Annotated in this window: 17 protein-coding genes; 6 read left to right on the top strand and 11 right to left on the bottom strand. The window is 62.8% G+C overall.

All coding sequences use genetic code 11. The features are described from left to right. The first annotated feature begins 14 nt into the window (after positions 1-14). The 3 genes from D3227_RS05765 (at position 15) to D3227_RS05755 (ending at position 2,106) form a co-directional block, all read left to right on the top strand. Complete coding sequence (locus D3227_RS05765) at positions 15-284, top strand: EscS/YscS/HrcS family type III secretion system export apparatus protein (protein WP_006203901.1); 270 nt, start codon at positions 15-17, stop codon at positions 282-284. A gap of 9 nt (positions 285-293) precedes the next feature. Next, complete coding sequence (sctT, locus tag D3227_RS05760) at positions 294-1,109, top strand: type III secretion system export apparatus subunit SctT (protein ID WP_120013165.1); 816 nt, start codon at positions 294-296, stop codon at positions 1,107-1,109. 169 nt (positions 1,110-1,278) lie between these two features. Continuing rightward, positions 1,279-2,106: a D-glutamate cyclase family protein gene (locus tag D3227_RS05755; RefSeq protein WP_120013164.1), complete on the top strand. Its 828-nt coding sequence runs from the start codon at positions 1,279-1,281 to the stop codon at positions 2,104-2,106. Positions 2,107-2,115: 9 nt separating this feature from the next. Here the strand turns inward: D3227_RS05755 and D3227_RS05750 are convergent, their stop codons facing one another. The 9 genes from D3227_RS05750 to D3227_RS05710 form a co-directional block, all read right to left on the bottom strand. Then, positions 2,116-3,612: an HAL/PAL/TAL family ammonia-lyase gene (locus tag D3227_RS05750; RefSeq protein ID WP_120013346.1), complete on the bottom strand. Its 1,497-nt coding sequence runs from the start codon at positions 3,610-3,612 to the stop codon at positions 2,116-2,118. A gap of 303 nt (positions 3,613-3,915) precedes the next feature. After that, positions 3,916-4,419, bottom strand: a complete 504-nt coding sequence (locus D3227_RS05745; protein ID WP_120013163.1) for a cupin domain-containing protein — start codon at positions 4,417-4,419, stop codon at positions 3,916-3,918. 3 nt (positions 4,420-4,422) lie between these two features. Continuing rightward, the gene (locus D3227_RS05740) at positions 4,423-4,860 is read right to left on the bottom strand and encodes a hypothetical protein (RefSeq protein ID WP_147377577.1); all 438 of its coding nucleotides are present in this window, start codon (positions 4,858-4,860) and stop codon (positions 4,423-4,425) included. A 35-nt stretch (positions 4,861-4,895) separates the two neighbouring features. Beyond that, positions 4,896-5,624: an SDR family oxidoreductase gene (locus tag D3227_RS05735; protein WP_120013345.1), complete on the bottom strand. Its 729-nt coding sequence runs from the start codon at positions 5,622-5,624 to the stop codon at positions 4,896-4,898. Between the two features lie 89 nt (positions 5,625-5,713). Continuing rightward, the gene (locus D3227_RS05730; protein ID WP_120013161.1) at positions 5,714-6,850 is read right to left on the bottom strand and encodes an ABC transporter ATP-binding protein; all 1,137 of its coding nucleotides are present in this window, start codon (positions 6,848-6,850) and stop codon (positions 5,714-5,716) included. Between the two features lie 4 nt (positions 6,851-6,854). Further along, positions 6,855-7,691 carry a carbohydrate ABC transporter permease gene (locus D3227_RS05725; RefSeq protein WP_245451661.1) on the bottom strand — a complete coding sequence of 279 codons (837 nt, stop codon included), beginning with the start codon at positions 7,689-7,691 and terminating at the stop codon, positions 6,855-6,857. Beyond that, positions 7,688-8,629 carry a carbohydrate ABC transporter permease gene (locus D3227_RS05720; RefSeq protein WP_120013160.1) on the bottom strand — a complete coding sequence of 314 codons (942 nt, stop codon included), beginning with the start codon at positions 8,627-8,629 and terminating at the stop codon, positions 7,688-7,690. Before D3227_RS05720 ends, D3227_RS05725 begins: the two co-directional genes overlap by 4 nt. A 65-nt stretch (positions 8,630-8,694) precedes the next feature. Further along, positions 8,695-9,981 carry an ABC transporter substrate-binding protein gene (locus tag D3227_RS05715; protein ID WP_120013343.1) on the bottom strand — a complete coding sequence of 429 codons (1,287 nt, stop codon included), beginning with the start codon at positions 9,979-9,981 and terminating at the stop codon, positions 8,695-8,697. A gap of 149 nt (positions 9,982-10,130) precedes the next feature. After that, positions 10,131-11,147 (bottom strand): hypothetical protein, encoded by a 1,017-nt coding sequence (locus tag D3227_RS05710; RefSeq protein WP_120013159.1) that lies wholly within the window; start codon positions 11,145-11,147, stop codon positions 10,131-10,133. A 410-nt stretch (positions 11,148-11,557) separates the two neighbouring features. Between D3227_RS05710 and D3227_RS05705 the strand changes: the two genes are divergently transcribed. The 3 genes from D3227_RS05705 to D3227_RS05695 all read left to right on the top strand — a co-directional run bounded on the left by D3227_RS05705 (position 11,558) and on the right by D3227_RS05695 (position 14,505). Next, positions 11,558-12,826: an ADP-dependent glucokinase/phosphofructokinase gene (locus tag D3227_RS05705; protein ID WP_120013158.1), complete on the top strand. Its 1,269-nt coding sequence runs from the start codon at positions 11,558-11,560 to the stop codon at positions 12,824-12,826. A gap of 12 nt (positions 12,827-12,838) precedes the next feature. Then, positions 12,839-13,609 (top strand): SDR family NAD(P)-dependent oxidoreductase, encoded by a 771-nt coding sequence (locus tag D3227_RS05700; RefSeq protein WP_120013157.1) that lies wholly within the window; start codon positions 12,839-12,841, stop codon positions 13,607-13,609. A 62-nt stretch (positions 13,610-13,671) separates the two neighbouring features. Continuing rightward, the gene (locus tag D3227_RS05695) at positions 13,672-14,505 is read left to right on the top strand and encodes a DeoR/GlpR family DNA-binding transcription regulator (RefSeq protein ID WP_120013156.1); all 834 of its coding nucleotides are present in this window, start codon (positions 13,672-13,674) and stop codon (positions 14,503-14,505) included. 25 nt (positions 14,506-14,530) lie between these two features. Here the strand turns inward: D3227_RS05695 and D3227_RS05690 are convergent, their stop codons facing one another. After that, positions 14,531-16,423, bottom strand: a complete 1,893-nt coding sequence (locus D3227_RS05690; protein WP_120013342.1) for an ABC transporter ATP-binding protein — start codon at positions 16,421-16,423, stop codon at positions 14,531-14,533. After that, a complete protein-coding gene (locus tag D3227_RS05685; protein ID WP_167480609.1) occupies positions 16,423-18,300 on the bottom strand; it encodes an ABC transporter ATP-binding protein in 1,878 nt (625 codons plus the stop codon). The genes D3227_RS05690 and D3227_RS05685 overlap by 1 nt, the downstream gene beginning before the upstream one ends. Positions 18,301-18,358: the final 58 nt, after the last annotated feature.

Below are 18,358 nucleotides of genomic sequence, written 5' to 3'. Positions count from 1 at the left end.
GCTGGGGGTTTTGCATGAGCAATGACTTCATCCTGGCGAAGGTCCAAAGCGCGCTTCTGACGGTGCTGTTCGCGTCCAGCCCGGCGATCATCGCAGCGCTGGCCGTCGGCATCCTTGTCGGCCTTGCCCAGGCGCTGACGCAGATCCAGGATCAGTCGCTGCCGCAGACAATCAAGCTGGTCGTGATCCTGCTGGTCATCATCGTCTTCGGCCCGCTGCTTGGCCAGCAGATCGCCGAGCAGGCCTCGACGGCGCTGGACGAATTCCCCATCGTCACGCGTTGAGGCACGCGGATGCCGGTCGAACCACTCTTCACGTCGGTCAAAGAGCTTCAGTTCTATCTTCTGGCAGGCGCTTTCGCGCTCGCACGCATGACCGGTTTCATGCTGCTGATGCCGCTCTTTTCGCGCGTGCCGCTATCCGGACTTCTGCGCAACGGCGTGGCGCTGGCGCTGGCGGTTCCGGTCTTTCCGATGATCGTGAACAAACTGACGAGCACCGACATCACGACGACGATGATCGTGCTCTACATGCTCAAGGAGGTCGTGGTCGGGGTAACACTCGGGCTGGCAATGGGCATACCGTTCTGGGCGGCGGAGGCCGCGGGCGATATACTGGACCTGCAGCGCGGTTCCACGATGGGGACGCTGATCGATCCGATGATGACGCATGAGACAAGTGCCACCGGCACATTGCTCGCCGTCATCATGGTCACGCTCTATTTGGCAGCCGGCGGCCTGCAACTTTCCCTGACCAGCCTCTACGACAGCTACGGACTTTGGCCGATCGACCAACTTCTGCCCGTGTTCAGCAAGGATGCAGCCGAAATCTTCCTCGGTCTGCTGAACCGCATCCTGATGATGGCGTTGACCCTTGTCTTCCCGCTCGTCATCAGCATGCTCTTGTCCGACATCGTGCTGGCTTTCCTGGCCCGCGCCTCGCCGCACCTGAATGTCTTTGCGCTCTCGCTGGTCGTGAAGACGCTGGTCTTCAGCCTCGTCTTTGTCCTCTACGCGGCTTTCCTGCTCTTCTATATGAACCGCGACCTCGGTTTTCTGCACGAGGCAGGTCGCCAGATAGAAGCGATCGGCTGCCGCACATGCCAATGAGGCCAAAAGATTTATTCGCAAACGCTAATGATAACGGCAGTCTCTGTTGGCCGGCCAATAAATACAATTTATCGTTGATGAAAGATTCTGACAATTTGACAAGCGGGTGACCCGCCGATGATCTTACGCCCTCCCGACGTGTCTGTAAAAGTGCATACTCCCGAAGGCCATGGCTCGCCAGACCACCGCATTGATCTATGACAATTTACGACTGGTCGATGCGGATAAGCTGCGCAGACTGGTTAGGACGGGTGCCTATGAAGGGTACACGGGAGGGCTTGCGCGCGGTAAGCTGCAAGCCAATGTTGTGATTGTGCCCCGCAGGTTTGCCAGCGATTTCCATCAGTTTTGCGTCCGCAACCCTAAACCCTGTCCTTTGGTGGCCGTGAGCCGTGCCGGCAGCCCATTGCTTCCAGCCCTCGGTGATATCGATATCCGAACCGATGCGCCTCAGTATAATATCTACTGCTTCGGGGAAGTGATCCGTCGGAAAACGGACATCATCGACTTGTGGCGGGATGATTTTGCCGCTTTTGCGCTCGGCAGCTGGCTTACCGTCGAGACTGCGCTTGCTGAAAAGGGCGTGAAGCTCCGCCGGATCGGCTACGGCAAAGCCTCCCCCAAATTTCGAACCAGGATCCAGACATCCCACGTCGGACCATTTGGTGGCGAAATGGTTGTCTCCATGCGCCCGACAAGACGATGCGACGTCGACAAGGTACGCGCTCTGACTGCACGCTTCCCTCATGCCCACGGCTCTCCCGTCCATGTCGGAGATCCATCGATCATCGGAATAAGGGATGTGATGGCTCCCGACTGGGGCGATGCGGTCGAAATCATGGCAGGGGAGGTCCCGGTATTCTGGGCCAGCAGCCTGACCGCCCAGGACGCTCTTGCTCGTGCCGAACTCGCGATCTCGATCACGGTTTCGCCTGGGCACATGCTGATCACCGACGTGGATGCACGAGCGGATGCGGGCGCTTTCAAGGTCTACTAGGACGCCGGCTCAGCACCGAGGCCCAGCCACCATCCGGGCAACCCGCGTCATGTCGGCGCTCATTTCGCGGTCGTCGTCGAGCGGGCTGACGAGCGCGCGCACGGTGGCATAGGTGCGTTGCGGCCCTTCGCCCATACTGTCGACGACGCCGCGCAGCTCCACGCCCGTCGCCGCAAAGATCAGTTCCATCGCAACCAGATAGCGCAGGCGCTCGATGATCTCGGCCGTCTTGGCCACCACTCGCGGCGCCATCGACGACTGATCCTCGATACCGTCCGAAACGGCAAGCGGGCTGAGCGACATCGGATTGGCCAGATGCCGGATCTCGGCTTCCAGGCCGGCGATCGGTTTCTGCAATTCGGCATAGCCCTGGCGGCTGCCGCCCCTGGCCGACAGGAAGCGCGGCAGTTCCGCCACCGTCGGCGACATCAGCTTCATGCAGCGGTTGGCGGTGCCCACTGCGCAATGCGCGAGAGCCTGGCCGAGCTGTTCCCAGGCCAGCGTCAACGCCGTGAGGTCGAAATTGCCGTTCGAGATGACCCGTTCGGCAGCGAACAGGATCACCGGGTTGTCGCCCGAATGGGTCAGTTCGATCTCCGTCGCCAGCCTTGCCTGTTCCAACGCGTGCAGCAGGCCGCCCCAGACCTGGGGCACGCAGCGATAGCTGAGCGGGTCCTGGATGCGCCGCGCCGCATTCTCCTTCCACAGCCCGCTTCCCTCGAGCTCGGCCCGCAGGCGCGCGCCGATCTCGCGCTGGCCGAACGCCGGTCGCGCCGACAGCGCGTCCTCGTCGATTGCCGTCAGCGATGAGCGGAATGCCTCGTAGTTGAGCGCCACCGCGGCCATCGACCAGTCGATGAGGTGAGCGACGTCTTCGAGGTAGAGGCAGGCCGTTCCGGTCGAAAGGCTGTTGGCGACGATGATGGCGTGGCCGTCCTTCTCGCGCAAGTCGAGCGCCTCGATCCCGGCAAGTGCCAGCCCCTCGGCGGATGGCATGACCTTGCCGTGGAACTCCACCTCGCCGTCGCCGCGCAGCGCCCTCGCCATATGGCCGAGAGGCGCAAGGTCCGCCGCGCCGATCGATCCCCAGGCTGGGATGACCGGGTGCACGCCGGCGTTCAGCGCCGCCACCAGGCCCATGACCACACGCTCGGAGGCGCCGGTGCCGCCCGCGGCCATTCCCGAGATGCGCGCCACCATCATTGCCCGCACCGCCTCGGTCGGAAGAGCCGGTCCGATGCCCATGCTGTGGCTGAGCGGCACGCTATGCTGGAAGGCGATCAGATCGGCCTGCGCAAGCGGCGTGTCGACACACGCGCCGAGGCCGGTGGTGACGCCGTATATCGGCTTGCCGAGTTGCGTGAGACGCTCGATGACGGCGCGGCTCGCGCGGATGCGGCGCATCGCCTCCTCGCCCAACACCAGGCGGGCGTTGCGACGTGCGATCTCGGCGACATCCGCCGCGCCGAGCGGCTTGGCGTCGAGCATTATCATTCTGAGCGTCATGCCCTGCATGTATCCTAAGATTGATGTTCAGGAAATGGGCGCAGTCGCCAAGGTGGCTCAGGCTGAGACCGCACGCGCGCCCGAGACCATCCGGCGCGAGGGCGCGCGCAGATGGCGTGCGGCGATGGCCTCCTCTTAGCCCGATCTGGCCAAATTTACTTGGTTCCTGCAACTGCGTCGCGGTCAGGGATGATCACCACAAAAGCCTTGGCATCCTTGCCGCCGATGGAGGGTTTCTGGGGCGTCAGTGGTTTGGTCGGGACCGCATACCGCTGTCCAGACTGCCAGTCGTCGCCATCGGGCCTACTTGGTCGCGGTATGGGGTGTCGTCGGCGCGGCATAGGTGGTGCCGCTCGGCCCATAGCCGGTGATCGCGACGATGGCTGGCTCGTCGCGCGTTTCGCCGAAGTGGTTTGCCTTGGCCGGTTCAGTGTAGATGCCACCCGGCGGAAGGGCCTTGAGCTTGGTTTCGTCGTATGTGTCGCCAAACGCAACGTAGAAGGTTCCCGATAGGATCGTCACGAAGCGGGAATCGGGGTGCGACAGCGGCATGATGCGTTTGTGCGGCTCGAGCCGCAGCAACACGGTATACAATCCAGGCTTCATCGGATCCCCATGGAGCACCGTGGCGCTCTGGCCGCTGACCTGGGACACGCCAGTCGTCTCGGATGCGCTCCGGGTGATGGAGAGTTCCTGGGGCGTCGCAACAAAGAGTGGCATTGGAACGTCCGCTGCCTGGACTGAATCCATCCCCCCTGGCGACAGCAAAACCGCGGCGAACATCAGGTACCGGAAAGCCGATTTCATCGATCACTCCTTGGTCGAAAGGCAACTCTTACGGGAGCCGACCAACTCTTTATTCAACTTCGCCTGGGCAAGCAGTGCCTTCTGCCTGCCAGCCCGAAAATCGACATCCGCTCCAGCGTGGGTCCGATCGCGCGTCCCGACAGCCATCGATGTCTGCTCATCGATCGGCAGGCACGCAGCCCGCGCACCGGTTCCACATGGTGGCGTTAAGAGCAGAGGCGTTCTGGGCAAACCATCACCCACAAGGTTGGACGCGTCCAATTTGGAAACGCTGGAACTCTCATCATCACGGTGAATAATGTATGGCTTGACCTCAACTGGGTCGCGGTCTTCGAAGCCAATATGCTGAAGCGGAACACCACTCGCGCCGCCGCAAGTCAGCCGCCGCCAGGGCCGGATCATCCATTGATGATGCGCAGCCTTAATCATGGCGATGGCCAACGGTCCCTGTCCCGTGGATCAGCCTTCGATGGGCCTCATCGGCAGGTATAACCGCCGTCGATAGGCAGCGAAATGCCGGTGATCATCGAGGCCGCGTCGCTGAGCAGGAACACGATCGGGCCGGCGATTTCGTCCTCTGTCGCCCATCGGCCGAGAGGCATCTGCTTGAGAAAAGGTTCGGCGACATGCGGCTGGCTCCAGTGGCCCGACGAGATTGGCGTCATGACCACCGTTGGGTTGACGCTGTTGACGCGGATTCCGTATTTGCCCAGTTCCAGAGCCGAACAGCGCGTGATGTTTTCGAGCGCCGCCTTCGAGGAGCCGTAGGAAATATGCCCCTCGAGCGCCACCAGCGCTGCCTGACTGGAGACGTTGACGATCGCCCCGCCCTTGCCGATGCGGACCATTTGCTGCGTTGCATACTTGGTCACCAACAGCGCGCCACGCGCATTGATGGTGATGACCTTGTCGAAGATGGCGATGTCGGTGTCCATCGGCGTCGCGATCTCGCCGCCGAAACCGCCGCAATTGACCACGCCCCAGAGGTCGAGGCCTTTGAGTGCATCGCGAATCTCGTCTTCCGAGGCGAGATCGAAGGTCACCGTGCGGCAGCCCGTTTCCTTGGCGATCGCATCGAGCGCTTCGCGAGAGCGTCCGGCGGCGATGACCTTGGCATTCGCCCGCACCAGGTGCCGCACCGTGGCGCCGCCGATACCGCCGCTGCCGCCGGTCACCAGGATGTTTCTTCCCTGAAAATCCGTCATGGTTTCCTCTTCGTCCTTGTTTGAGCTTGTGCCGGGCAATCCACGACGTCCGATGTCCAACGCCCATCGATTTGCCGTATTGCTTTAATTCAGTCGACGCGTTCTTCGGGGGAGAGTGGAACTGGCTCCGCATGCGCCGCGGTGGCATCGGAAATTCTGTCCCCATTACTGTTGAAGAGGTGGCAGACGCGTGCCGGCAGCGAGATCGCGACGCGGTCGCCCGCCCTTGCGATCCGGCCGTGGCTGTCGCGAATGACCAGGCTTTCTTCCCCCTCATTGGCATGTATGAAAGTGTCGCTGCCGAGCAATTCGACCATCGAAGCCTGCACGACATGGGCATTGGCCTGTCCTTCTCCCGCAAGCGCGATATGTTCCGGCCGAATGCCGAGCGTGACGCTGTCGCCGGGTTCGATATGCCGCTCGACCGCAATGTCCAGCGTCGGACCCATCGAAAGAGCGACGGTCGTGACCATGCCTCGACTGGCAACCACTTTGCCGTTCAGGAAATTCATCGCCGGCGAGCCGATGAAGCCGGCAACGAACAAATTGGCCGGCCGGTGGTAAAGGTCGAGCGGTGTGCCGACCTGTTCGATGCGCCCGCTGTTCATGACCACGATGCGGTCGGCAAGCGTCATGGCCTCCACCTGGTCGTGCGTGACGTAGACCATGGTCGACGCGAGTTCCACCTTCAGCCGCGCGATCTCCACGCGCATGCCGACGCGCAGCGCCGCATCGAGATTGGAGAGTGGCTCGTCGAGCAGGAAAAGTTTCGGCTTCCGCGTCATGGCGCGGCCGATCGCGACGCGCTGGCGCTGCCCGCCGGAAAGCTCTCGCGGCTTGCGCTTCAGATAGGAGCCGAGCCGCAATTTCTCGGCCGCACGCCCCACGCGTTCGACGATCTCGGCGGCAGGCGTCCGGGCGATCTTCAGGCCAAAGCCAATGTTGCGGTCGACATCCATATGCGGATAGAGCGCGTAGGACTGGAACACCATGGCCACGCCTCGTTCCGGTGGCTCGGCACCACTCATATCGACGCCGTCGACCAGGATGCGGCCGGAGCTGATGGGCTCGAGCCCAGCGATGATCCGAAGCAGCGTGGACTTGCCGCAGCCGGATGGGCCGACCAGCACGCAGAACTCGCCATCCTCGATGGTTAGCGACAGTTCCGGGATCACCGTGGTGTGGCCGAAGGCCTTGGTGATCTTGTCGATCGAGAGCGTCGCCATGGGCCTAGCCTTTCACCGCGCCGGCGAGCAGGCCGCGCACGAAGGCGCGCTGCACCAGCACATAGAGGAGGATGAGCGGAAGCGCGATCAGCGTCAGGATCGCGAAGAGCGCGCCGGGGTTGGCCATGTAGAGGCCGGAATACTGCATCGGCACGATGGTGAGCGTCTTCATCTCGCTCCTGGTGAGCACGATGAGGGCGAGGAAGAACTCGTTCCACGTCACGATGAACTGCCAGATGGTGACGAAGACCAGGGCCGGCCGCACCAGCGGCAAGGCCACGTGCCAATAGGTTTGCCAGGCGTTGCAACCATCGACCCGCGCCGCTTCGAAGAGCTCGCGCGGGGCATCCTCCATGAAGGACTTCAGGATGACCATGGCGAACGGCACGCCGAGCGCCGCATAGGGAAGGATGAGGCCGATATAGGTGTTCACCCAGCCGAAGTTCTTGAGCAGGATGGCTAAAGGCAGGACCATCGAGGCGAGCGGCACCATCAAGGTCGTCAGCAGCGTCGTGTAGAGGAAGATCGAGCCCTTTAGCCTCAGGATCGCGCAGGCGAAGGCAAAGAGCGAAGAGACCGCGACCACGATCGCCACCGTCGCGACGGTGATGATCAGGCTGTTCAGAAAGATCAGCCCCAGCGGATTGTCGCTGATCACGGTGACGAAGTTGTCGAAGGTCACCGGCCAGGTGAAGAGCTGGGCGTCGAAGGCCTGCGCTGGGGTGCGCAGCCCGATCGACAGCATGTAGACCTGCGGGACCATCCAGAAGCCAAGCACGATGAAGAGAACCGCATGGATGACCATGCCGCGGATGCGGTTGCGGACGAGCGGTGCCATCATGGGTCCTGCTTTCCCGCGGGCGACAGGCGGGCGCCCAGCACCGCGATCTGGATCAATGACAGAACGAGCGCGATCACCAGCACGATGACGGAGAGGGCTGCCCCGCTGCCGGTGTCGCCCAGCACGAAGCTTTGCTTGAAGATGAAGGTGCCGAAGACCTCGCTTGCCCGGTTCGGGCCGCCGCCGGTCATCAGGTGCACGATCGGGAAGGTCTGCAGCGTGCCGATGACGCCGAGAAGCAAGAGCGATTTCGTCGCCGGCGCCAGCATCGGCACGATGACATGCACGGCAAGCCGCCACCCCCTGGCGCCATCGATGCGGGCGGCATCGAGCACTTCGTTGGGCAGGTTGGCGATGCCGGCGATGTACATCAGCATCGAAAAGCCGGTCCATTGCCAGATGTTGACGACGATCAGTGCATAGATCGCGGTCTTCGGGTCGCCGATCGGCGATGTCATCATGACGATGCCGATGTGCTTCAGATATTCCTGGGCGATGCCATAGTAGGGCGCGTAGATCTGCACCCACACCAGGCTGATGACCGAGACCGAGGTCACCACAGGCAGGAAGAACATGGTGCGGAAGAAGCCGCGGAGCGCATGGGTGTGGCGCTCGATGAAATAGGCGAGCAGCCCGCCGATCAGCATCTGCACCGGTATGGTGATGATGCCCCACAGGAACATGTTGCGCACCACGGTCCAGAAGGTCGGATCGCTAAGGACGGTCGTGTAGTTGGCAAGTCCGGCAAAAACCGTTCCGCGATCGGCCGTGCCTGCGTAGAAGCTCTGCCCGGCGACCCAGACAATTGGATAGGCGATGAAGACGACGAAGAGCAACGTCGCCGGCAGAGCGAAAAGATAGAGCCTCGAAGCTCTCGATGCCGATCGCCGTTCGACCGCCGTTGTGACGGATCCGGCTCGCATGGCCTCTGCGCTCATGATGCTCGCCACTTTACACCAAAAAGGGACCGGGCGCGTTTTCGCGCCCGGTCGTTCGTCCCGCTTCACTTCGCGGCAAGAGCCTTCTCGTTAGCCGCCTGAACGGCGGCGAGTGCCGCTTCCGGCTCGATGCTTCCAGCAGCGACACCGGCAAGCGCATTGTCGAGCGCCTCGGCGACTGCCGGCGAGGCAAAGCGCTGGTTTTCTGCCTTGGGAAGGTCCGCCATGAAGCGGGCCGACATCTCCTTGACGTGATCGGTGATGTCGCCCTTGGGAGAATTGCCCTCGAAGGCCGGAAGGTCGTTGAGGTCGTTCAGCGCTTCCTGCAGGCCGACACCGTTGGTGAGTTCGGCAAGGAAGGTCCAGGCTTCCGGGTTCTTGCCGCCGTTCTTGGTCAGGCCGTAGCCGATGTCGATGCCACCGACGGGCGGGCTGGCGGAATTGCCGTCCTTGACCGGGGGCAGGTAGAAGAAGTCGAAACCGTCCATGTTCTGGACGAATTCGGACAGCGGCGGCGGGAACTTGCTTTCCTGCATCCACCAGGAGCCGAGCGCCATCATGCCGACCTTGCCCTGTGCAAACAGCTGCGCGCCGGTCGGATAGGCATGGGCGCCGAGCGCGCCCTGCTGGAAGATCCCGTCGTCGAAGAGACCTTTCCAGGCCTTCATGGCCGCGACAAGTTCCGGCGCCGTCCAGGGCGATTCGCCGGCCTGGGCCTTGTCGACTATGCCCGGCGAGAACTGGTTGGCGAGCATGAGGAAGACGTTCTCGTTCTGCCAGCCGTCGGCCGCGCCCTGGAACATCGGGATATAACCGTTGTCGGTCAGCGCCTTGGCCGCCGCCTTCAGCTCGTCATAGGTCTTTGGCGCCGAAAGATTGAGCTTTTCGAAGATCTTGCGGTTGTACCAGATGCACAGAACCTGGGATTCCTGGGGGATGATGTAATAGTTTTCGTTGCCTTTCGGATTGCCCATCAGCATCTGCTTGCGGTTGACGGGGAAGACCTTCTCCGCCCACTTGTCGCCCCACTGCTTGGCGGCGCGTTCGTTCACCGCTTCGAGATTTTCGCGGTATTGCTGGGTGAGCGAACCCGGCTGCAGGCCGATCACGTCGGGCAGGCTCCCCGAGGCCGCCGCCGCCTTGAGCGCGGTGATGTATTCGGGCGAGTAGTTGTAATAGGTATATTTGACCTTGATGTCCGGATGGGCCTTCTCGAAGGCGGCAATCGACTTGGCCATCGTGCTCTGGACGAACCAGGACCAGACAGTCACCTCTTTCTGCTCGGCATTCGCCGAGGCAGCGGAAAGAGCGGCGGCGAGGATCGTCGTCGCAAGAAACAGAATTTTCCTCATCATATTCCTCCCTTTTTCTCCCACGTAATGCGCGTCGCGAGCCTCCTACTCGCGGGCGCGGCGACCCATTGAAGGGTCACTTTCAAAGCGTGACGGCTCCTGCCGCCATCGCTGGGCGTGACGGCCTCTGGTCGCCATCGCTACCCGGCTCAAGCGGCCTTGGCGGTCGCGACCGTCAACACGTCTTCGGTGATCACCCGGTCGTCCGCGAGCGGGCGGTTCGGCGTCAGCCCGAGCTTCTGCAACTCTCCATGATAGGCGCGCACCGCTTCCTCTGGGCCGATCGTGCCGTCAGCGACCGCCCGCATCAGAACGATGAGGTGAAGCGGCGCCTCGGCGAGGTTGATCTTGCGGCCAAAGAGCGCGAGGCGGGCGCCGTAGCGCTCCGACTGGGCGACGAGCTCGAATGTGTCGCGCGTGGTGCCGGCGCCGCCGCCGAGCACGCCGACGATCAGCTCGGAGTCGAAATTGACGAGCTCCTCCAGCGCCTTCGGCCCGTTGTAGGGCGTCTTCAGGAACAGCGGGCGCTCGGCCTTCGGCACGCTCGCCAGCGACTTGATGATGTGGTCGTTGACGAACTCGCCGATCTGCTCGCGGTTGAGGCCGATCTCGACGCTCGGATTGAAGACCTCATAGAAATATTTGAAATTGGTGCGGGCCGCCTCGGCGCGGAATTCGGCGAAGGCGTTCAGCGTGCGGATGTCGAGTTCGAGATCGTTGCTGAAGGAAACCGAATAGAGGGCGAGGTCCGTGCCGCGTGCCGGATAGCCGGCGATGGCGCGCGACAGATTGGTGTCGCGGAAGGGCACGGAGGGCTTCTGCGTGTAGGTGCCGTGGCGCACGGCGCCCCAGCACATCGTTTCCAGATTGCCGCGGATCGCCGGCTTCATTTCGCTGCCGAAGAAGGCGCCGCGCTCGTCGAGAAGGTCGAGGTTGGACTGCGACACCAGCATGAGGTCGACGATGTCCTGTTTGATGATTGCCTCGATCTGGGCGATGAATTCCTGGCGGCTGCGGCGGCGCGGCGGTTTGACCGAATAGTCGAAGCCCGTGGCGGTCACGCCGGCGCCGACATCGCTGTCCTTGGCATCGGCAATGATGAAATCGGTCGGCTTGTAGAAGCCCGCGCGGATGTTCGCCAGCTTCCTGTCGAGTCTCGTGACCATGGATGTTCCTCGGTAGAAATGTTTGTGCGGGGTCCGCTGTCGGCGCGCTTCCTTCGCCGTTCCAGGCTCGTCGCCATATGCAGATATTTCTCATAATCTGTCAATAGCTATCTAATTCTTTCTAATTCCGCGCCGATGCGAGCTGCCTGGCAGCCAGGTGCCCGGGTTTGTGTCATTCACCGCGAGCTCGACGTGGAGTAACTATATGTTTTTACAACATAAAATTCATACTTCCTAACAAATGGAGAAATTTGAGCATTTGCACAAAATTTCTTGCTGCAACGCCCAACGATGAGGTTTTGCGATGGCACATTTACGCAATTTTGGCGCGAGGCGGCAAAATTCACATTGACGATTTGGAAGATAATGATAGCAATTGGCAGCGTCGCCAGGTGAGGAGGAGCGCGGCCATGAGCGATGGTTTCGCGGCATCGTGCGCAGAGCGCTATTCCGCCCTGATCGATCCAAGGTCCGGCCCGCTTGGCACCGACGCCCTTTCGTCGGCGGGCCTTTTCCTGTGCGGCATCAGCGCATGCATCGATGCGCGGGTCGAGATGCACGACATGCAGCCGCTTCTGGACGCGTCCGCCGGCAGCCCCGCGGCGCAACTTGCCGATCTCCTTCTTTCCCGTGCTGCGCGCGGAGTGGGCGGCGAGGTACGGTTCGACTGGCCGCAAGGCCCGGCATGGCTGCGCGAACGGCTGCCGCTGCGCTATGCGCTGGGCGGTACCGGTCCTCAGGCGGCCTGGGTGCTGGGGCAACTTGGTGTCCGCTCGCTGGTCGCCATCGAGGATCGCTATGCGGCAATGCTGCGTAAGATCCCGGCCGGCGTTCTACTGGCGGAAGGGGGCACGCTCAGGACGGCGGACGCGGTATCGGCCGCTGGCCCACACATCCCCGAAATTTTCATCTTCGAATTCACGGCCGGCCACGCGATCGGCGCCGTCATGCCGACCCGTTCGTCGCGTGTCATCATCCGCTTCCGCGACCGCGGCATTCAGCGTGACAAGGATTTCGAGACCATGTCGCGCCGGTTGGCGCCGTCGGCCGCAGCCGGGCTTCTTTCGGGACTGAACGACGAGGCGGTGGAGAATGTCGGCGCTGCCAGCCGGCACGTCTTCGCGCTCAGCCGCGACTGGAAGGCAGCCGGTCTCAGGACGATCCATTTCGAGCTGGCGGGCTATGCGACGCAGCAGGCAGTCGAGGAGCTTTTTTCCCATGCAAACGGCGCGATCACCTCGCTCGGAATGAGCCATTCCGAACTGCTCGCCATGAGGCCGTCCGCCCATCATCCCATGGAGGCTCTCGTGGCGCTCGGCGAGCGGCTCGATCTCGAGCGGGTCTGCGTGCATGCCGACACATGGGCCGCTGCCGTGACCCTGAACGATCCGAAGGAAGAGGAACGCGCGCTGATGGCAGGCTGCGCGATCGCCAGCGCCAGGGCAGCGAATGGGGAACCCGCACGAACCATCGCGATCGCGCCGACGGCCGAGTTCCATCCGCTTCCCTTCCAGACACCTGTCCGAAAGGGGCGCTGGACCTTCGTTGCCTGCGCGTCTCCCTATGTGGAGAAGCCCGTGACGACGCTCGGCCTGGGCGACAGCTTCACCGCCGGCTGCCTGCTTATTCTCGGACGCAATCGCCACGCCGACGCCGGCCCCACCCTCCAACACGCCTGAAGGACAAATTCCATGTTTCTCGAACGGTTCCGCCTCAACGGCAAAACAGCCTTCATCACCGGCGGTGGCCGCGGCATTGGCCTGTCGACGGCTGAAGCGCTCGCCGAGGCCGGCGCTCGGGTCATCATATCGGACATGGATCCGCAGGTGCTGGGGGCAGGACGTGACGAGCTGAAGCGGAAGGGGCACGACGTCGAGGCGGTACAGCTCGACGTGACCGATTCGAAGTCCGTTGCCGCGGCTGCGCGATCCGCCAACGAGCGTCACGCGGTCGATATCCTCATCGCCAATGCCGGCATCGCCTGGCCCGACACAGGCAGCGAGGAGATGAGCGACGAGGTATGGCTGAAAGTGGTCGACGTCGACCTGAACGGCGCCTACTGGTCCTGTCGGGAATTCGCCAGACCCATGCTCGAACGCGGCCGTGGCTCGATCGTCACACTCGGTTCCATGTCCGGGCTGATCTCAAACAAGCCGCAACGCCAGGTGCACTACAATTCGGCGAAGGCCGCCGTGCACCACATGACACGCTGCCTTGCCGGAGAATGGGCCGATCGCGGCGTCAGGGTAAACTGCGTGGCGCCGACCTATGTCGATACGGTCATGTCGCGCGGCGGCTTCACCGACGACAGACTGATGCCGGTGTGGATGGAGATGACGCCAATGAAGCGCGTTGCGCGTCCGGACGAGATTGCTGCGCCTATTCTCTTCCTCGCCTCGGATGCCTCGAGCGCCATGACCGGCGCGGTCGTGGTTGTGGATTGCGGTTATACGATTTGGTAGAGATTGAACGATTTGGCATGAAATCTGTCGGCCTCGCTGTCGGGCCGCCAAGCGGGTGAAGCATGGAGTCTCCGAGCAAACGCGTCGATATCGTTCCCGCCAAGCGGCAGGCTCTTATCCTGGAGCACCTGCGCGTCAGCGGCGCGGCCAGCATCCAGGAGCTAGCCGACACGATCGGCGGATCGCAATCGACGGTGCGGCGCGATCTCGAACATCTGGTGGAAAAGGGCTACCTCGAGCGCACCCATGGCGGGGCGCATCTGCTGCAGCCGATGCGCGCCACCTTCGAACGCGAGATGACCGTCAATGCCGAGCTGCAGCACGCCGAGAAGGTCGCGATCGGCCGCGAGGCAGCGCAGCGGCTGAGCGCCCGCGACAGCGTCATCTTCGACAGTTCCTCGACCGTCATGGAGGTGGTGCGCGCCGCCGCCGAGCGTGATCTGCCACTGACCGTGGTGACGAACAGTCTCGAGATCGCCGATTTCGCGGCCGACATCAAATCCTGGCGCATCATCCTGCCGGGCGGCACCGTCCGTCCCGGCTACCGGCACCTTGCCGGCGAGCCGGGCGAGAGCTTCATCAAGACGCTCCATGCCGACCTCTGCATGACCGGTGCTTCGGCTGTGACCGGCACGCTGCTGACGGAGACGTCGTTGGAGGTGGCGTCGCTCAAGCGCGCCATGATCTCGTCTGCTCGCAAGACGATCCTGCTCGTCGACAGCTCGAAGTTCACCGCGCCTGGTTTCTGTACGCTTTCGGATATTTCCGAGATCGACGAGGTGATCACCGACGAGGGCATCTCCCAGGATGCACTTTCGTCCTTGCGCTCCGCCGAGCGCAAAGTGACGGTGGTTAGCGCCAGCGGCTTGCCGGCTTCAAATCGTTCCAGATTGTGATGCCCCACGCGCGAACCTGCGCCAATCACGTCGCCTTGCCGACCGCCGCCTCCGGTTCCATCTCGCCTTCTGAAATATCGTCGAACGAAGCGTAGTTCATGTTGTAGAGGCGGGCGTAGAGGCCCTTTCTTTCCATCAATTGCTCGTGGTTACCGCTTTCGACAATCTCGCCGTTCTGCAGGACGATTATGCGGTCGGCGCCGCGGATGGTGGCCAGCCGATGGGCGATGACCAGCCCGGTGCGGCCTTCGAGCAGTTTGACCAGCGCCTTCTGGATCAGCATCTCGGTGTAGGAATCGATGCTGGCCGTGGCCTCGTCGAGCACCAGGATCTTGGCGTCCGCCACCAGCGCCCGCGCGAAGCTGATCAACTGGCGCTGGCCGAGCGAGAGATTGCCGCCACGCTGCTCGAGTTCGGTGTCGTAGCCATCAGGCAGATGCTCGATGAAGTCGTGCGCGCCGACGGCTTGGGCGGCGCGGACCACCTCCTCGCGGCTGGCGCCGGTCTTGTGATAGCGGATGTTCTCCAGCACTGTTCCTGAAAACAGGAACGGCTCCTGCAGCACCATCGCCACCTGCTCGCCGAGCGAATCCTGCGTCAGGTCGCGGACATCGTGCCCGCCGACCAGGACCTGGCCCGACCAGACATCGTAGAAGCGATGCACCAGCGCCATGGAACTGGATTTGCCCGATCCGGTCGGGCCGACGAGTGCTACGGTCTCGCCCGGATTGACGCGGAAGGAGACGTTCTTCAGCACCGGCAGGTTCTGTCGATAGCCGAAAGTCACGTTCCTGAACTCGACCGAGCCGTCCATGTCGCGTGACAGCGCAACCGCACCCACCTTGTCGCTGACGTCCACCGGCACGTCGAGCACTTCGGAGATGCGCTGGCCCGAAGCCATGGCGCGCTGCATCACGCTGTACTGCATGGTGAGCGAGCGGATCGGATCGAAGAAGCGCTGGATGTAGAACAGGAACGCCACCATGACACCGACATCGAGGCTGTGCGACAGCACCATCGAACCGCCGACGACGATGACCGTCGCCATGGCGATGCCGGTCAGCGTGTCGACGATCGGCACCATCACCTGCGCATATTTCGCCGACCGAAGATGGGCACGGAGATTGGCCAGCACCTTCTCGTCATAGAGGTCGAAATTGACGTGCTGGCGTTCCAGGCTCTGCACGGTGCGCACGCCATGAATGCCTTCGGCAAGCGCACCGTTGGCGATGGAATTGGTTTCGTGCGCGGCCATGAAGGCGACCTTGGCGCGTGGCAGCCAGAACAGGCGCACGATGAACAGCACCGGCATGGTCGACAGCGTCAGCAGCCCGAGCCGGAAATCGAGCCACAGCAGGACGCTGACGATGCCGAACAATAACACGATGTCGCCCACCGACATCACCGATGTCTCGAGGAATTCTTGCATCGAATTGACGTCGCCCTGCAGGCGCGACATCAGCCGGCCGACTTCGGTCTTGTCCATGAAGCTCAGCGATATTAGCTGCAGATGGCTGAACATGGCGCGGCGCAGGTCGGACAGCACGTTCTCGGCCACCTTGCCGACGACGCTCTCCTGGACATAGCTGGCGGCATAGTTGATCAGGATAATGACCGCGAAGGCGCCGGTCGCCCAGACCATCACCGAGCGGTCGAGCCTGCCCGTCGCCATGCCGTGGTCGATGGCGTAGCGGATGACCAGCGGAATCGCCAGCTGCGTCAGCGTGAACACCAGCACCGCGGCGACCGAGATGAAAATCCGGCCCTGATAGGGTTTTACGAAGCTCCAGATGCGCCGCACGATGCGCGGATCGTAGGCCTTGCCGAAAACCTCTTCCTCGTCGCGGTGCGAGCCGACGACAGCCTTTGTCGGCCGTCCGCTGGTGTCTTCCTTCTCGTCGTCGCTCTGTGCCGACATCATGCTGCTCCCATGGCTGCAGGCCGGTCGTCTTCCGGCCGCAGCTGCAGGTCGTAGAGCGCACGGTAGCGTCCACCCAGCGCCAGCAACTCCTCATGCGTGCCGCGCTCGACGATCCGGCCGCCCTCCACGAACAGGATCTGGTCGGCGTGCATCAGCGAGCTCAGCCGGTGCGAGATGATGAGCGTCACGCGGTCCCTGGCGAAGCGCTTCATCGCCGCCCGGATTCGCTGCTCGGTGCCGGCGTCGATGGCGGCGGTGGAATCGTCGAAGACCAGAACCGATGGCCGCAGCATCAGGCTGCGCGCGATGGTCAGGCGCTGCCGCTGGCCACCGGAAAGCGACGCGCCGCGTTCGCCGACGACCGTGGTGTAGCCGGCCGGAAGCCCGATGATGTAGTTGTGCAGCTGGGCGTATTCGGCTGCCTGTCCGATGCGGGTCTCGCGCGCCCAGGGATTGCCATAGGCGATGTTGTTCTCGATCGAGGTGGTGAACAGGAATGCGTCCTGCTGCACGACGCCGACGGCCTTGCGCAGCGATTGCAGCGTGACCTTGCTGATGTCCTGGCCGTCGATGGTGATCGCGCCCGATGTCACGTCGTAGAAGCGTGGGATCAAATGCGCGATGGTCGACTTGCCGCTGCCGGGCGGGCCGACAATGCCGATGGTCTCGCCGGACCTAGCCTCGAAGGAGATGCCGGACAGCGTCGCGCGGCCAGCGCCCGCGTAGCGGAAGCCGACATTGTCGAAGCGCAGCACACCGTCGGTTATAACGAGGTCCTTGGCATCAGGTGCGTCCTGGATATCGAGCTCGGCGTCGAGCAGTTCGAACAGCCGCGTGCCGCAGGTCGAGGCGCGCGCGAACGAGTTGACCATCAGGCCGAGCTGGCGCACCGGCATCTGCAGGATGGTCATGAAGGTGAGGAACTGGGCCAGCGTGCCGACGCTGATCTGGCCTGCAATCACCTTCTGGCCGCCGAACCACAGCACCAGACCCATGGCGGCCAGGAACGAGAAGTTCATGGCGCTGGTGTTGCTGACGCGAATGTCGACGCGCTCGGTTGCGAGGTCCAGCGCATCCTGCTTGGCGCGGTCGAATTTCTCCAGCTCATGCCGCTGCGCCGCAAAGGCACGCACCACGCGGATGCCGCCGAGGTTCTCGTCCATCACCCGGCTCAGCACCGACAGGCGCTGCTGCAGGGTCAGCCAGGTGCTGCGCAACGCAAGCTGGGTGACCGAGGATCGCCAGGCAACGAACGGCACAAAGCTCAGGCTGAGCAGCCCGAGCACGAGATCGGTGCTGATCAGCAGATAGGCGCCGACGCCGATCAGCACGCCAAGCAGGACCACGCGCAGGATGCCGGTGGAAAAGAACATGCGCACGCCGTCGAGGTCGAGCAGCCCGAGCGTGATCAGATCGCCGGTGTGGACCCTGTCGTGGAAGGAAAAGCTCAGGCGCTGGATCTTCTCATAGAAGGCCAGGCGCAGTTCATAACCGGTCTGATGGCCGACGGCCTCGCCATAGTAGTTCTGCGCCATGGTGAAGAGACCGCGCAGGATGCTGACGACGAGCAGCGTCAGCGCCGTGTTCCACAGCGCATGCTCCGCAGCAGTACCGGCCCCCGCCGCCATCACGCCCTGCGCCTGATCGATGGCACGTCCCAGCAAGCGCGGAATGAAAAGCTGCAGCGTCGCGGCGATGAAGGTCGAGACGATGGTGATCGCGACTTGCCAGGGATGGCGCAGCGTCATGCGCACGATACGGAGCAGCGTGCTGAGGCCCTTGCCCCAGGAGGCTTCCGCCACATGGGCAAACGATTTGCCGCGCTCCGGCGCGCCGCCGATGGCTTGCGTATTCAAGGAAAGTATCCAAACCATTCCGAGCATTAGCCCGGACGAATGAAGCAGACTCAATTAGATAGCGGGATGTTACGCT

It is taken from the genome of Mesorhizobium waimense (assembly GCF_003601975.1).
GTDB classification, from domain to species: Bacteria; Pseudomonadota; Alphaproteobacteria; order Rhizobiales; family Rhizobiaceae; genus Mesorhizobium; species Mesorhizobium waimense.
This window is presented reverse-complemented; position numbering and strand designations above follow the sequence as displayed.

What these genes read in the sequence shown, in the direction of transcription:
- D3227_RS05755 (WP_120013164.1), top strand. Translation starts at nt 1,279, where the DNA reads ATGGCTCGCCAGACCACCGCATTGATCTATGACAATTTACGACTGGTC.
- D3227_RS05690 (WP_120013342.1), bottom strand. Translation starts at nt 16,423, where the DNA reads ATGTCGGCACAGAGCGACGACGAGAAGGAAGACACCAGCGGACGGCCG.
- sctT (WP_120013165.1), top strand. Translation starts at nt 294, where the DNA reads ATGCCGGTCGAACCACTCTTCACGTCGGTCAAAGAGCTTCAGTTCTAT.
- D3227_RS05715 (WP_120013343.1), bottom strand. Translation starts at nt 9,981, where the DNA reads ATGAGGAAAATTCTGTTTCTTGCGACGACGATCCTCGCCGCCGCTCTT.
- D3227_RS05700 (WP_120013157.1), top strand. Translation starts at nt 12,839, where the DNA reads ATGTTTCTCGAACGGTTCCGCCTCAACGGCAAAACAGCCTTCATCACC.
- D3227_RS05710 (WP_120013159.1), bottom strand. Translation starts at nt 11,147, where the DNA reads ATGGTCACGAGACTCGACAGGAAGCTGGCGAACATCCGCGCGGGCTTC.
- D3227_RS05750 (WP_120013346.1), bottom strand. Translation starts at nt 3,612, where the DNA reads ATGACGCTCAGAATGATAATGCTCGACGCCAAGCCGCTCGGCGCGGCG.
- D3227_RS05705 (WP_120013158.1), top strand. Translation starts at nt 11,558, where the DNA reads ATGAGCGATGGTTTCGCGGCATCGTGCGCAGAGCGCTATTCCGCCCTG.
- D3227_RS05765 (WP_006203901.1), top strand. Translation starts at nt 15, where the DNA reads ATGAGCAATGACTTCATCCTGGCGAAGGTCCAAAGCGCGCTTCTGACG.
- D3227_RS05720 (WP_120013160.1), bottom strand. Translation starts at nt 8,629, where the DNA reads ATGAGCGCAGAGGCCATGCGAGCCGGATCCGTCACAACGGCGGTCGAA.
- D3227_RS05725 (WP_245451661.1), bottom strand. Translation starts at nt 7,691, where the DNA reads ATGATGGCACCGCTCGTCCGCAACCGCATCCGCGGCATGGTCATCCAT.
- D3227_RS05685 (WP_167480609.1), bottom strand. Translation starts at nt 18,300, where the DNA reads ATGGTTTGGATACTTTCCTTGAATACGCAAGCCATCGGCGGCGCGCCG.
- D3227_RS05745 (WP_120013163.1), bottom strand. Translation starts at nt 4,419, where the DNA reads ATGAAATCGGCTTTCCGGTACCTGATGTTCGCCGCGGTTTTGCTGTCG.
- D3227_RS05735 (WP_120013345.1), bottom strand. Translation starts at nt 5,624, where the DNA reads ATGACGGATTTTCAGGGAAGAAACATCCTGGTGACCGGCGGCAGCGGC.
- D3227_RS05695 (WP_120013156.1), top strand. Translation starts at nt 13,672, where the DNA reads ATGGAGTCTCCGAGCAAACGCGTCGATATCGTTCCCGCCAAGCGGCAG.
- D3227_RS05730 (WP_120013161.1), bottom strand. Translation starts at nt 6,850, where the DNA reads ATGGCGACGCTCTCGATCGACAAGATCACCAAGGCCTTCGGCCACACC.